This window comes from Actinoallomurus acanthiterrae, assembly GCF_054775715.1.
In genome coordinates this window covers 366,083-379,100 of the sequence record NZ_BAAHCO010000001.1, presented here as the reverse complement: position 1 = coordinate 379,100, position 13,018 = coordinate 366,083, and the positions used below count along the sequence as shown (strand labels likewise).

The window sequence follows — 13,018 nt, the reverse complement described above, 5'->3', positions numbered from 1 at the left end:
TTGACTACTGTTCCGATCATGCCGACACGGAGAGCGTCGCAGCCGGAGGAGCGCGGCAAGGCGGCCGAGCAGACCCGCGAGCGGATTCTCGACGCCGCCGTGGCCGAGTTCGGGGCCAAGGGGTACGCGGGTGCGCGTACCGCCGGGATCGCCGCGCGTGCGGGCGTCAACCAGCAGCTGATCTCGTACTACTTCGGCGGTAAGCAGGGCCTGCTGGAGGAGCTGCGTCGCCGGTGGCAGCGGGTCGAGGCGTCGGTCGCGGCCCCGGACGCGTCGTTCGACGAGTCGATCGGCGCGTACCTGGACGCGACGCTCGACCGGCCCGACTGGGCCCGGCTGGCGATCTGGCAGGCGCTGGGCGACTGCCCCTTCACCGACGCCGAGGAGGGCGAACGCTACGCGGAGGCCCAGCGGTCCAGGCTGGCGGCGGCGGTGGAGAAGATGCGCCTGCGCCAGCAGGCCGGCGAGGTCACCGACGCGGTCGAGCCGGAGTTCGCGCTCCTGGTCGCCTATGCCGTGATCTTCGCACCGATCGCGATGCCCCAGTTCGTACGAGACATCCTGGGCGACGATCCGATGGCGCCCGAGACCCGGCAGCGGCTCCACCGTCAACTGACCAGGCTCCTCGGCGGAGCCGGAGAATAGGAAGGTCCTCGATATGGTCACGGTCGTCTTCGGTGCCCGGGGAAACGTGGGCCGGCATGTCGCCGACGGTCTGCTCGCCGCGGGAGAGCAGGTGCGCGCCACCAGCCGGACCCCCGACGCCGCCGGCCTGTCGCCGAGGGTGAAGGCCGTGGCGGCCGACCTGGAACGGCCCGAGACACTGCCGGCCGCACTGGAGGGCGCGGACAAGGTGTTCCTCTACACCAAGCCGGACGGAATCGAGGGGTTCGTCGAGGCCGCTCGATCCGCGGACGTACGGCACGTGGTGCTGCTGTCGTCGGCGGCGGTCGTGGCCCCCGGCGCCGAGCAGAACCCGATCGCCCGGCAACACCGCGTCGTCGAGGAGGCCCTCGAGCGGTCCGACATCGACTGGACGTTCATCCGCCCGGGGATGTTCGCCACCAACACCCTGTGGTGGTGGCAGCGGTCGATCCGGGACGAGGGCGTCGTCCGCAACCCGTACCCGGACGCGCGGACCGCCCCGATCCACGAGAAGGACATGGCCGCGCTCGCGGTCACCGCGCTCACCGAGCCGGGCCACAGGCAGCGGGCCTACACCGTCTACGGCTCGGAGTCGCTCACCCTGCGGCAGCAGGTCGAACAGATCGGTGACGCGATCGGCCGCGGCGTCCGCTTCGAAGTGATCTCCGTCGAGGAGGCGCGGGAGGACATGGGCAGGACCATCCCCGCGATCGGCGTCGAGACCTTCCTGCGCGTGTGGGCGGCCGGCAACGGCACCCCGCCCGAGACCTCGACGATCGTCGAGGAGATCACCGGCCGCCCCGCGCACACCTTCGCCCAGTGGGCCCGGGACCACGCCGACGACTTCCGGCCCTGACTCCTACCCGTCGCGGGGCGGCAGGCAGCGGATCGCCTCGACGTCCCCGCTGAGGGTGCACCGTCCCGACGCGTACGGGACGAGCAGGGTCTGGCCGGAGCGGACCTCGATCCGATCGCCGTCGCCGTCGCCGGACTCGAGGACTCCCGCCCCGGCCGTGATCACGAGGATGGAGAAGGCCGGGTCGAGCAGGCTCAGCGGGTCGGGCCGGATGCGCTCGGCGCCGAAGAAGGGGTCCGCGGTCTCCGGGAACAGCCGGTCGACTCCCGGCCGGACCCCGTGACCCCGCCGCCGGGCGGCGCGGAGGCCGTCGATGCGGCGATCGTCCCAGGCGGCGCGGTCCACGCACGCCAGCGCCTGGTCGAAGCCGAGCCCCAGATGGCCGGCCTCGCCGTCGATGTCGTACCCCCCCCACTCCAGGAGGACCGACAGGTCGGTGGGCTCCTGGACCTCCACGAGCAGGATGTCCTCGCCGATGGCGTGGGGCAGCCCCGCCGGGCAGACGATCGCGTCGCCGGACCCGACGGGGATCCGGTTGGTGGCGGCCAGCATGTCCGCCACCTGCTGTCCGGCGACCCAGCGGCGCAGCTCACCGGCCGAAACCTCGCGCTGGAAACCCAGATGGACGGCGGCGTCCGGGGCCGCGTCGACGATCACCCACGCCTCGGTCTTCCCGTACGGCGAGGCGAGGTGGGCGGTCGCGAACCGCCGGTCGGGATGGACGTGGAGCGGCAGGCGTTCGCCCGCGTCGAGGAGCTTGACCAGGATCGCCGGGTCCGCCCCGTGGCGTGCGAGGTGGGCCGGGCCGAGCCAGGCCTCCGGGTCGGCGGCGACGGCCGTGGCCAGGAGCCGTCCGTCGGGGAGCCTCGTCAGCCCGGCGGAGTCCGCCCCGTGCCGGGTGGTGACCGATCCGACCCAGTCCTCCGGGAAGTACGGGTCGGCCGGGCGAGACGCCTCCGGGTCGCGGAACCGGGCGATGCGGCCCGCGCCCCGGTAGAAGGAACGCGGCATGTTGGGCGGCAGCACGATGGGCCGCACGGGACCCTCCTGTCGGGGGGTGGCCGCGGCGGCCGGTGTCCGGCCGCCGCGGCCATTGGGGGAAGGGGGGCTCAGGCGTGCCAGGTGCGGTACCACTCGATCGGCAGCGCGGCCAGGACCTCGTCGAGTGGCCGCGCGGGCGAGTACGGGCGGCCGTGGGCGCGGGCGACGGCGTTCAGCTCCTCGAGCCGGCCGCGCGCCTGCGCGATCGCCTTCTCCCGCTCCGCGGGGTCGTGCGTGGAGACGGCGTCGCGCCAGATGGAGCGGCCGGCGAGGTAGCCGGACGCTCCGGCCCGGCACGCGATCTCCACCTGGGTCCGGAAGTCCTCGTAGCCGACGCCGGCCGACAGGATGACCCAGGGGACGTCGATGTCGGCGTCGAGGCGGGCACAGGCCTCGGCCGCCGCCGCGCGCCCCTCCGCGGTGTCGACGTAACCGGGGAACTCCACCTTCAGCATGTCGACGCCGAGCGCGTTCGCCTCTCGCGCGGAGGCGAGGATCCCCTCCACGCGGCGGGCCCGCCATTCGTCGGTGCCGGAGTCCTCGCCCGGGAGCGGGTACCAGATCGGCTCGACGACCAGCGGCAGGCTGAGGCTCGTGCATTCGTCGGCGAGGTCGCGGACGAGCTTGCGCTGGAGCTCGGCCACCTCGGGGTCGCCGTCCGGCCGGAAGAACCACAGCAGCTTGCACACGTCCCCGCCGGCCATCTTGATCCGCCGGGCGCTCCAGTGCTCCCGGAAGCGGGTACGGCGCGGGCCTTCGGGGTGCTTGTAGTCCTCGTCCTCGATGCTCAGCATGAGGCCGACGTCGCCGGGGATCGCTCCGGAGCCGACGAGGTAGCCGAGCGCGTACAGGGGATCGACGAGGACGGCCGAGACGCTCGGGGCGATCGCGCGTACGACGGCGTCCTTGGAACGGACGATGTCGGTGAAGGTGACGGTCGAGGGGTCGGGCGCGAGGAGCTCACCGTAGTCGGACAGATGGTCGATGGCGCAGATCAGGAAGAAGCCGTCGGGGCTGGTGACGCGTTGCAGGCCCCGGACCTTCCCAGTGTCGGGTACGGATGCGCTCACAGAACTCTCCATTTCACAGCGGGGGATGTCGTGCTCCGGCCGGTTTCGCCGGTCGGGCCGGTTGTGAGTGGCAGGGGGACGGGATCTGGGGACGGTCCAGGGGCGGTCACGCTCCCACCGCCCGTACGGCGCCGTCGGCCAGGAGCAGGCCTGCGACGAACGTGTCGCCGAGCCCGATCGTCGTGGCGGGACACGTGAGGTACGGGGTGGGCAGGCACTCCACCCGCCACCCGTCACCGAGGTCCTCGCTCGCCGGCAGGTCGGTGGTGAACCTGGCCGCCTCGGCCGGCGACAGGTCGGAGGAGGGCGCTCCGTGGCGGGCGCGGGCCGCCGCGAGGAGGTTGCCGAGGCGGATGGCGCCGGCCTCGGCCTCGGCGTCCCCGCGATGGACGCTGAACGCCCAGGTGTCCGCGTGGACCCGCACCCGCCGCAGGCCGAACCGTACGGCGACCTGGTGCGCCAGCGCGACCGGGCGGTGGCCGACGGGGCCGAACGCGGCCAGCTCCGACAGGCTCATCCCGAGCGAGTCGACGAGGCCCGCGTACTCCGCGGTGACCCGGGGCAGGGCGTCCTGGGAGGTGTACTCCGCGAGCTCGAGGTGGATCGTGGGCAGGCCCGCCTCGTGCCAGGCCGTCACGACACCGTGCAGCCAGGCCCGCCCTTCCGTGTCGTCGTCGGGCATCCCGTTGAGCCCCGACACCAGCCCGGCACCGGCCCGCGCCGCGAGCGCCGGGGCCGCCGCGGCGAACTCCGCGTCGCGTTCGATGCCGTCCTCGGCCAGCCGCACGATGATGCGGGTGGACCGGGGGACGACGCCGCCGCGCCACCGTGTTCCGGCGGTGAACTCCAGGATGTAGTGCGGTGGCTTGGCCGACGAGTCGCTCGGGGACAGGCGTCCCGCCGGGACGACCTCGCCGCCCGCGCACACGCCGACGGACGGGTGGAGGACGCCGAGCTGGTCACGGCCGCGGTCCGCCAGGGCGGTGACGCTCGGCGCGCCGAGCACGGCCAGGACCCACGACGCCTGCACTCCGGTGCCGCCCACCTGGCGGGCGTCGGGCGTGCCCAGCAGGGTCCGCAGCTCCGGCTCGATCTCGCGGGCCTGGAGGTAGATCTCTCCGCCGTGCCCGCCGGCGATGCGGTCGAGCACCTGCCGTACGAGCGCGCGGGTCATCGGGTGGTGGTGTACGCCGACGGCGGCGAACGCGTCGAGCGTCACGGAGCGGATCCGATGCACGTGGTCGACGCACGCGTTGAACCCGGTGAGGGCGGGTGCCGCGTCGCGGGCCGCCGCCGGGACGGCCGCTGCGGCCTCCGCGTACTCCTGTCGCCGGTCGGGCTCGCGCGTCATTCCTTCACCGCCCCGGCGGTCAGCCCGGCGACGATGCGGCGCTGGAAGACCAGGACGATGCCGACGAGCGGGATCGTCACGACGACCGACGCGGCCGCGATGTCGCCCCAGGGGATGAAGTACAGGTCGGTGAAGTTGGCGATGCCGACCGGAATCGTCTGGTGCGCGGGCGTGCTGGTGAAGGACAGCGCGAGCAGGAACTCGTTCCAGCTCGCGATGAAGCCGAGCAGGCCGGCGGTGACCACGCCGGGCAGCGCCATCGGCAGGATGACGCTCCACAGCGTGCGGATCGGCCCGGCGCCGTCGATCCTGGCGGCCTCGTCGACCTCCTTGGGGATCGCCCGGAAGTGCCCCCACATCACCCACACCATCAACGGCAGCGCGAGGCCGACGTAGACCCCGGTGAGGCCGCGGTAGGTGTCGAGGAGCTGCAGCTTGCGGAGCACGAGGAACAGCGGGGTGACGATCGAGATCTGCGGGAACATCGAGATGCCGAGGATGACGCCCAGCACGAGCCCCTTGCCCGGCACGGGCAGGCGGGCCAGGGCGAACGCGCACAGCGCGGCGAACGCGAGCGCGATGATCGTCGACAGGCCGGCGGTGATCGCGCTGTTCACGATGTACGCGCCGAACCCCTTGACGACGAAGACGTTCCGGTAGTGCGCGAACGTGCCCGGCAGCGGGAACCACGACGGCGTGTGACGGGTCAGGCTGCGGTCCGGCTGGAAGGACGCGTTGAGCTGCCAGAGGAAGGGGAACGTCGACCAGACGACGATCAGGACGACGGCCGCCCACATCGCCATCCGCCGTACGGGGCGTCCGGGGCGTGCCGTCCGGAGGCGTACCGTGGTGGCGGCCATCAGCCCTCCACCGCCCTCAGCCGGCGGAAGATGAAGACCGCGAACCCGATCGCCACGAGCGCCTCGGTGGCGAACATCGCGGTCGAGATCGTCGACCCGTACCCGATCTCCAGGCCGGAGAAGAGGTGCTTGTAGGCCAGGGTCGACAGCGTCTCGGTGGAGTCGGCCGGCCCCCGCCCGTCAGGGTGTAGGGCAGATCGAAGATCCGGAAGGCGTCGAGGGCGCGCAGCATCGCGCCGACGAGCAGGGACGGCATCAGCAGCGGCAGCCGTACGTGCCAGAAGACCTGCCAGGCGGACGCGCCGTCGATCCGCGCCGCCTCGCCCAGGGAGTGCGGGATCGTCTGGAGACCCGCGAGGATCAACAGGGCCATGAACGGCGCCGTCTTCCAGACGTCGGCCAGGACGATGGTGGGCATCGCCCAGGTCGTGCTGCCGAGGAAGTTGACGTTGTGCGGGACGAGGTGCAGCTTGACGAGCAGATAGTTGACCACGCCGTTCTGGCCGTCGAACAGCCAGCCGAACATCCGCGACGTGACGACGGTGGGGATGGCCCAGGGGATCAGCACGGCCGCCCGCACCCAGCCACGGCCACGGAACGCCTCGAACAGCACGAGCGCGATCGCGAGGCCGAGGAGCGTCTCCAGCAGCGTCGAGACGACGGTGAAGCCGACCGTCTGCTTCCAGGCGTTCCAGAACTGGGCGTCGCTCCAGAGGGTCCGGTAGTTCTTCAGGCCGGTGAAGGAGTCCGTCCGCTGCGCCAGGGTCGTGTCCCGGGCGGACATCCACAGCGAACGGAGCACCGGATACAGGGAGACGGCCAGCAGGGAGAGCAGCGTCGGCGCCATCAGCGCCACCGCGCCGAGCCGGCCGCGATGGCTCCGGCCGGGGCCTCGCCGCCGGGGCACGCCGCGCGCGTCGGGTACGGCGGTGCCGGCGGCGAGCCGGGCCGGCATGCGTCGTTCCTTGAGGGAATGTTCCTTGAGGGAATGGGACATCGGCCGTCCCTTCAGGAGAGTCGGCTGGCGAGTTCGCTCTTGACGGACTGCAGGGAGCCCTGGACGTCACCGCCGGTGAGGGCCTTGGAGACGCCGGACTGCAGGGCCAGGGTCACCTGCGGGTACTTGGGCGTGACCGGCCGTGGGGTGCCTCCGGTGAAGACGTCCTTGAGCTTGACCATGAACGGGTTCGCCTTGGCGAGGGCCGGTTCGGCGAAGACCGCCGGCCTGGGGGCCAGGCCGACCTCGGTGGCGAACTTGAGCTGGGTGGCCGGGCTGGACATCCACTTGACGAACTCCACCGCCGCCTCCTTGTGCTTGGAGGACGCGGAGACGCCGAACTGGTAGCCGCCCAGGCAGGCCGAGCTCTTCCCGCCCGGGAAGGCGGGCAGCGGCGCGACCCCGACCTTGTCGACCACATGCGACTGCTGGGGGTCCTGGGCGATGGCGTAGGCGTAGGACCAGTTGCGCATGAACGCCGCCTGCCCGGCGGTGAACGGGCGCCGGCTCGGCTCCTCGTCCCAGGACAGGACGTCCTTCGGAGTGATCGCGAGGCGGTTCATGGTGTCGTACATGAACTGCACGGCCTTCACCGCCGGCGGGTCGGCGATGCTCACGGTCTTCCCGTCCGGTCCCAGGATGCTTCCGCCGGCGGATCCGACGAACTCCACCAGGTCGCACACCAGGACCTCGGCCTGCTTGCCCTGCCAGAGGAAGCCGAACTGGGTCTTGCCGCCGGACTTCAGGGACTGGGCCGCGGAGACGAGTTGGTCCCAGGTGGTGGGGACCTTCAGGTTCGCCTTGTCGAGCAGGTCCTTGCGGTAGTAGAGCATCCCGGAGTCGACGAACCACGGCAGCGCGGTCAGCTTGCCCTGCCAGGTGCACGCCTGGACGACACCGGGGAAGTACTGCGCCCGTTCCGACGCGCCGATGTACTCGTCCAGCGGCAGCGCCCACCCGGCGCCGGCGAACTCGGAGATCCAGATGATGTCCTGGGTGAACACGTCGACGCTGCCGTCACCGCGCCCGACCGTCTGAACGAGCTGCTGGTGGACCTCGGTGCTGGAGCTCGGAGGCGGAAGCTCCCGGTACGTAACGTGGATCTTGCTCTGGGAGTTGTTGAACTGCTCGACGATCTGGCCAAGGTTCGACTTGCCGTAGAACTTGGCGCTGGCGAACGTCAGCTCCGTCCTGCCCGAGGAGCTGCCACCCGCCGCGGACTTGCCGCACGCGCTGAGGACGGGCGCGGCGGCGGCAGCGCCGAGAGCGAGGCCGCCGAAACGGAGGAAACCGCGGCGAGGGATGGACTTGTGGGCGACGGTCGGATTGGGTTCCATGTCGTCTCCTGACACAGGGCAGCCGGGGGTGCTGCTGCTGAGCGCCCGCCCCTGCTGTTTCATGCATGTTTCGGGCGCTGCAATGCGACGTTAGTCACGTCGTTGCGGTATGGTCAATGCTGAACGGGCAAAAAACGGAAAGAAGCCGCAAGAAGGTGCAGGCTTCAGGGAGTGAACATGCAGGACACCGCACTACCGGCACAACGCCGTGCCGAGCTCGTGAGGTACGTCCGCGAGCGCGGTCATGCCACGGTGACCGAGCTGGCCACGGGGTTCGGCGTCTCGGTCGACACGATCAGGCGGGATCTCGATCACCTGGCCAGACGGCGCCTGCTGGCACGGACGCACGGCGGCGCGATGGCCCTCGGCGAGCGGGCCACCGCCGACACTCCGTTCGAAAACCGCATCTCCGTGCATAAAGCTGCAAAGCAGGCGATCGGCGCGCGAGCCGCCCGGCTGATCTCCGACGACGAGACGGTGCTCATCAACGGCGGCACCACGACGCTCGAGGTCGTCCGCGCCCTCACCGGCAAGCGCAACCTCACGGTGGTGACCAACAACCTGCGGGTGCCGAGCGAGATCCCGCCGGACGTCGTCCGTGACCTGTACGTCATCGGCGGCGCCTGCCGGGTCGCTTCCATGGTCACCGTCGGGCCGGTCGGGTTCGCCGGGACCCGGGGCATCAGCGCGGACGTCGCCGTCATCGGCGTCGGCGGCGTGTCCGGGGACAACGGGCTCTCGACCACCAACCTGCCGGAGGCCCAGATGATCCGGCAGATGATCGAGTCCTCGTCCCGGGTCGTGATCGTCGCCGACTCGTCGAAGTTCTCGCGTAACACATTCGTGCACATCTGCGACCTCAAGGAGGTGTCGGTCCTGGTGACCGACAGCCTGCCGCCGGACGACCTCGTGGCCGCGCTCGACGCGGCGGGCGTCGATCTGGAGACGGCGGACACCGCGGATCTCGACGAGGACGACACGGCCCTGCGCACCGGCACCGGCTGACCGGGACGCGGCCGGAGGTTGCCGATGCCGTTGGGGTGGGTCGAGGAGCCCTACTCTTCGTCCGAGTCTTCGAGAAGCTCGCGCACTTCGATGACTTCGGTCGGGACGTCTTCCGTGGGCCAGCTCGCGGCGAGGGCCTGGATCATCGGACGGTGCTCTTCGAACGTCTCGTCCCGTGCGAGGACCACGGCGGCGGCCGCCTGGATCTCCAGCTCGGGGCAGCGGGTCGCGCTCAAGAGGACGTCGACGGAGTTGTCGCTCCGAAACTCCCCCAGCAGATACAAGGCCTGACCGCGCTCGCTCATCGGGACGGCTTCGTCGCACACGATGTCCCCAAGGGCCTGGACGAGCCGGGGGTGGGAGTGGTCGACGGACCAGAGCACGTCTCTCACGGTGTCGAGGACCTGGTCGCGAAGCGAGTCGGCGCTCTCGAGCGAGTCGGCGAGCACGGACAGGTCGTCCTTCGCGGCGATCCTCAGCGCCGACAGGGCGGTGAGGTGGGCGGCGCGGGGACCGTACTCGCGGCTGAGCTCGGGCGGGGACGGCGGCTGCCGCAGGATCTCCTGGATCAGCGTGAGGACGAGCGCCCTCGCCGGTTGCCGTGCCTCTTCGCCACCTCGTGCGAGGGCGCCTTCCGAGTCCCACCAATGGTCCAGGGCGATGCCGACGGCGGCCGCGTCGCCGCTTTCGAGCATCGTGCGCATGGCGTCGTGGTACGACTCGTCCGCCGTGGGGAGGCGCAGCCTTCTGTGCGCGCTATGCAGGTCCGGGTCCTGCAGCCGGTGCCCCTCCCAGTGAACGCTATGCGGCTTCCCGAAGACCAGGTCGACGGGGTTCTGGCCCCAGAAGCGCCCCGGAGGACGCTCCTCCCAGCTTTCGGCCAGGTCTTCCATGACCGCACGGTGGCGGTCCAGGCCGCCGGTCTTCACCAGGTAGGAGACCGCGTGCACCTGCACGTCGGGCTCCCCCTCGCGGATCGCACGCAGAAGGACGTCGTCGGCGCCCGCGCCGAGCCCGTCGGCCAGGATCCGGATCGCCGTCTCCTTGGTGCCGTGGGAGGCGGAGGACGGGGCGAAGATCACACCGCTCACCGCCTCGACGAGCCGGGCGTCCGCAGTCTCGGCCTCGTCGAAGAGCCCGTACGCCATCCAGATGGCCTCATGCCGGACGGTGTCGGAATCCGTCCGGCCGAGGATGTCCACCAGCAGGTCGGCGTCACCCGGTTTCGCGTGCTGCGCCCCGATCATGTTCAGCGCGCTCACCTCGGCGGGCGAGATCGGACGACGGAGCACCTCGCGGGCGCGCTCCAGAACCTCGGGCAGGTAGGCGTCCGCCAAGCCGGAGTCATCCAGGACGTGCCGCAGCCCCTCCCCGCATTCGTAGTGGTCGAGCGCGATACCCACGGCGACCGGGTCGTCGCTGCGCAGCAGCGTGGTGAACGCCTCCAGGCACGTCTCGTCGGTCAGCGGGAACCGCAGCTCGTCGTGAGCGTTCCGGAGGGCCGGATCGTCCAGGTGGGCGTCCTTCCAGTACGTGCTGTGGAAGCCCACGAGCGCATCACGAACGTCCCCGGAAAAGGGGCCCGCGTCCTCCGGCCAGGATTCGACGAGCTGCTGGAGCAACTCGCGGTGCACACGAACCCTCTTGGGCGATGTCAGCTGCCCGGCGGCGCTGACCTGGACCTTGAGGTCGCCGGACTCGGTAAGGCGGATGAAGAGGGCCTCCACCTCGGGCAGGTCGAGATCGCCCAGGGCATGGATCGCGGAGCCGCGATCCCGCGCGTCCAGGCTCTCGTCGAGGGCGATCGCGCGGACGGCCGCCAGGAGCCGAGGGTTCGGCTCCTCCGCGTCCTCGAGAGCTGTGGACGCGGCCATCATCCCTTCCTCCCGCAGCCCGGGGTCCGAGGTGGTTTCCAGAATCTCGGCGACCCGGTCGGCGTCCTCGTCTTCACCGAGGTGCCACACCATGGTGAGCGACCAGGAGAGCGCCCGATGCCGGTTCTCGTCGTCGAGCGTGGACGACCGGTCCAGGAGGTCGCGGGCGACGAAGAGTACCTCGTTGTTCAGTGGCCAGTACGGGTTGTCCACTCCCCACCTGGTGTCCGCCTGCGCCTGCTGATAATCGCTCAGCGCATCGCACACGACGCCGAGGTCGCCACTGTGCAGCCGCTGACTGAACTCCCCGAGAAACGACGCTTCATCGCCGTCGGGCATAGGGCATCCTCCATGATCGGCTCACCAGACTGGCAGCCCCGTCTGCCCCACGTCCTCCGGTTTTCAAGGCTCCCTTCGCCCAGCCGAAGGCGGTTCGGCTTCCTCGACGATCAACGGGTGAGTGCGTATCCCAGCAGGCCCTCTTGGGTGACGTTCGCGTTTCCGGGCGCCTCGCAGTCCGCGCGCACGGAGACGAAGTGATCTCCGATCCCGGCGATGTGGCATCGGTAGAGAGGCACGGATGGACCGGCCGGCCGGGTGGTGTGAATCCAGCCTTCCGTCTGGACGATCGCGTACTGCGAGCCGCCGCAGTCCGCCTCTTTGTAGAGGAACTGATCGTCTTGTCCGTTACGGCAGCCGTACAGCGGAACCGTGCCCGGCTCCTGCGCCGAGCGCAGGTACCAGCGCCCTTCCTCGTGGTAGCCGGCCGGGGCCGGTCCGGTCGTGACCTGATGCCGCGTCCCGTTGCTGTAGCGGACCAGGGCGGTCGCGGTCGCGGGCGTTCCCTTCGTGCACCGCACCGTCCGCCGCATCAGCCGGGCCTTCGACCAGTCCGGTGTCGCGCTCTGCCACTGGGTGTAGTAGACGAAGAACGTCGTGCCGGGCGTGTTCGGCGCGCCGCCGGCCGCCACGATGGTCGGGTAGGCGTCGAAGGAATCCGGGTCACGCCACAGCGGATGCCGCGCGGACCATCCGCTCACACCGTTCGCCGAAGTGGACAGGACCATCTCGTGCGGTGACTCACCGGCGACCATGATCGTACGTCCGTCGCCGCGGGCGACATCCGGCGCCCAGGCCATCGGCCGCCCCGCGTTGATGTCCGCGGACGCGCCGCCCAGCGCCTGCTGCGTCCACTTTCCGCCCGCGTACTTGTGCCACGCGGTCGCCTTTCCGCGTTTGGCCGCGGCCAGCACTGAGGCGAGCGATGCGCGTGCCACCGACAGTCCGGTGAAGGCGATGTGTCCTGATCCGTCGGCGGAGGCGTCCGCGAAGTAGACGTAGAGGTATGAGGTCGTACCGACCTTCGTGACACTGAACGACGGCGCGCCGAGATCGATCGTGGCCTGTGTCCGCTTCGCGGTTGCGAAATCAACGTGCGGCCGTACGATTTCGCCGAGCCGCACCACCCTTCCCGTCTTCGGATCGACACGCCCAAGGTGCAGTTCGGTGTAGAACTTCGACGGGTCATTCCCGTACGGGCGCTCAAGGTGCAGCATCTCCAGCACCTGCCCGCTTCGGGTATCGCGGAAGACCGGGCCACCACCCGCGTAGTCGTAGCCGCTCGGTATGCCGGCAACGGCCTGCGCGCTCCGGACGCCACCCGCCACCGGATGGCTGAGCGTCCCACTCGTGACGACGACTTTCTGCGGAGGCCGCGAACCGGGTGTACCGGTCGCGAAGAATCGGTACTTGCCGCCTCCGTCGTTCAGTACGCCCAGCGCCGTGTCAGGCCAAACATCCAGCCCCAGCCGGGCACGGTCGGCGACCGAGACGACCTCCTGCGCCGGTCCCACGGCGACCCCGTCACATCCCGGTACGGCAGCCGAGCCGGTGGACACGTCCGCCGTTGCTCGAGTCGGCCGGTCCGCCGTGCCACAGGCCGACACGCCGACCAGGAGAACCCCCGACACCACTAGCGGCAT

11 protein-coding genes are annotated in these 13,018 nt (G+C 70.7%); 3 read left to right on the top strand and 8 right to left on the bottom strand.

Going from position 1 to position 13,018, the window contains the following annotated elements; genetic code table 11:
* Positions 1-18 precede the first annotated feature (18 nt).
* Positions 19-645 (top strand): TetR/AcrR family transcriptional regulator, encoded by a 627-nt coding sequence (locus ACYVF7_RS01840; RefSeq protein ID WP_460333817.1) that lies wholly within the window; start codon positions 19-21, stop codon positions 643-645.
* Between the two features lie 13 nt (positions 646-658).
* Positions 659-1,501, top strand: coding sequence for an NAD(P)H-binding protein (locus ACYVF7_RS01835; protein WP_460333814.1), 843 nt, complete (start codon positions 659-661; stop codon positions 1,499-1,501).
* A gap of 3 nt (positions 1,502-1,504) precedes the next feature.
* Here ACYVF7_RS01835 and ACYVF7_RS01830 read toward each other — a convergent pair whose 3' ends face one another.
* The 6 genes from ACYVF7_RS01830 to ACYVF7_RS01805 form a co-directional block, all read right to left on the bottom strand.
* Positions 1,505-2,539, bottom strand: coding sequence for a class I mannose-6-phosphate isomerase (locus ACYVF7_RS01830; RefSeq protein ID WP_460333811.1), 1,035 nt, complete (start codon positions 2,537-2,539; stop codon positions 1,505-1,507).
* A 71-nt stretch (positions 2,540-2,610) separates the two neighbouring features.
* On the bottom strand, positions 2,611-3,612 hold the full coding sequence (locus ACYVF7_RS01825) for a tagatose 1,6-diphosphate aldolase (RefSeq protein ID WP_460333808.1): 1,002 nt from the start codon (positions 3,610-3,612) through the stop codon (positions 2,611-2,613).
* A gap of 106 nt (positions 3,613-3,718) precedes the next feature.
* Positions 3,719-4,963 carry an ADP-dependent glucokinase/phosphofructokinase gene (locus ACYVF7_RS01820; RefSeq protein WP_460333805.1) on the bottom strand — a complete coding sequence of 415 codons (1,245 nt, stop codon included), beginning with the start codon at positions 4,961-4,963 and terminating at the stop codon, positions 3,719-3,721.
* Positions 4,960-5,823, bottom strand: a complete 864-nt coding sequence (locus ACYVF7_RS01815; RefSeq protein ID WP_460333802.1) for a carbohydrate ABC transporter permease — start codon at positions 5,821-5,823, stop codon at positions 4,960-4,962. Before ACYVF7_RS01815 ends, ACYVF7_RS01820 begins: the two co-directional genes overlap by 4 nt.
* 16 nt (positions 5,824-5,839) lie before the next feature.
* Positions 5,840-6,820: a carbohydrate ABC transporter permease gene (locus ACYVF7_RS01810; RefSeq protein WP_460333799.1), complete on the bottom strand. Its 981-nt coding sequence runs from the start codon at positions 6,818-6,820 to the stop codon at positions 5,840-5,842.
* 11 nt (positions 6,821-6,831) lie between these two features.
* Complete coding sequence (locus ACYVF7_RS01805; RefSeq protein WP_460333796.1) at positions 6,832-8,157, bottom strand: ABC transporter substrate-binding protein; 1,326 nt, start codon at positions 8,155-8,157, stop codon at positions 6,832-6,834.
* A 177-nt stretch (positions 8,158-8,334) separates the two neighbouring features.
* On the opposite strand from ACYVF7_RS01805, the gene ACYVF7_RS01800 reads away from it, so the two are divergent.
* Positions 8,335-9,162: a DeoR/GlpR family DNA-binding transcription regulator gene (locus tag ACYVF7_RS01800; protein WP_460333793.1), complete on the top strand. Its 828-nt coding sequence runs from the start codon at positions 8,335-8,337 to the stop codon at positions 9,160-9,162.
* Positions 9,163-9,212: 50 nt separating this feature from the next.
* Here ACYVF7_RS01800 and ACYVF7_RS01795 read toward each other — a convergent pair whose 3' ends face one another.
* Both ACYVF7_RS01795 and ACYVF7_RS01790 read right to left on the bottom strand, forming a co-directional pair.
* Entirely contained in the window at positions 9,213-11,375 is a 2,163-nt protein-coding gene (locus ACYVF7_RS01795) for a hypothetical protein (protein WP_460333790.1), read from the bottom strand.
* Positions 11,376-11,485: 110 nt separating this feature from the next.
* Complete coding sequence (locus ACYVF7_RS01790) at positions 11,486-12,889, bottom strand: hypothetical protein (protein ID WP_460333787.1); 1,404 nt, start codon at positions 12,887-12,889, stop codon at positions 11,486-11,488.
* Positions 12,890-13,018: the final 129 nt, after the last annotated feature.

What these genes read in the sequence shown, in the direction of transcription:
- ACYVF7_RS01840 (WP_460333817.1), top strand. Translation starts at nt 19, where the DNA reads ATGCCGACACGGAGAGCGTCGCAGCCGGAGGAGCGCGGCAAGGCGGCC.
- ACYVF7_RS01835 (WP_460333814.1), top strand. Translation starts at nt 659, where the DNA reads ATGGTCACGGTCGTCTTCGGTGCCCGGGGAAACGTGGGCCGGCATGTC.
- ACYVF7_RS01820 (WP_460333805.1), bottom strand. Translation starts at nt 4,963, where the DNA reads ATGACGCGCGAGCCCGACCGGCGACAGGAGTACGCGGAGGCCGCAGCG.
- ACYVF7_RS01815 (WP_460333802.1), bottom strand. Translation starts at nt 5,823, where the DNA reads ATGGCCGCCACCACGGTACGCCTCCGGACGGCACGCCCCGGACGCCCC.
- ACYVF7_RS01810 (WP_460333799.1), bottom strand. Translation starts at nt 6,820, where the DNA reads ATGTCCCATTCCCTCAAGGAACATTCCCTCAAGGAACGACGCATGCCG.
- ACYVF7_RS01805 (WP_460333796.1), bottom strand. Translation starts at nt 8,157, where the DNA reads ATGGAACCCAATCCGACCGTCGCCCACAAGTCCATCCCTCGCCGCGGT.
- ACYVF7_RS01800 (WP_460333793.1), top strand. Translation starts at nt 8,335, where the DNA reads ATGCAGGACACCGCACTACCGGCACAACGCCGTGCCGAGCTCGTGAGG.
- ACYVF7_RS01795 (WP_460333790.1), bottom strand. Translation starts at nt 11,375, where the DNA reads ATGCCCGACGGCGATGAAGCGTCGTTTCTCGGGGAGTTCAGTCAGCGG.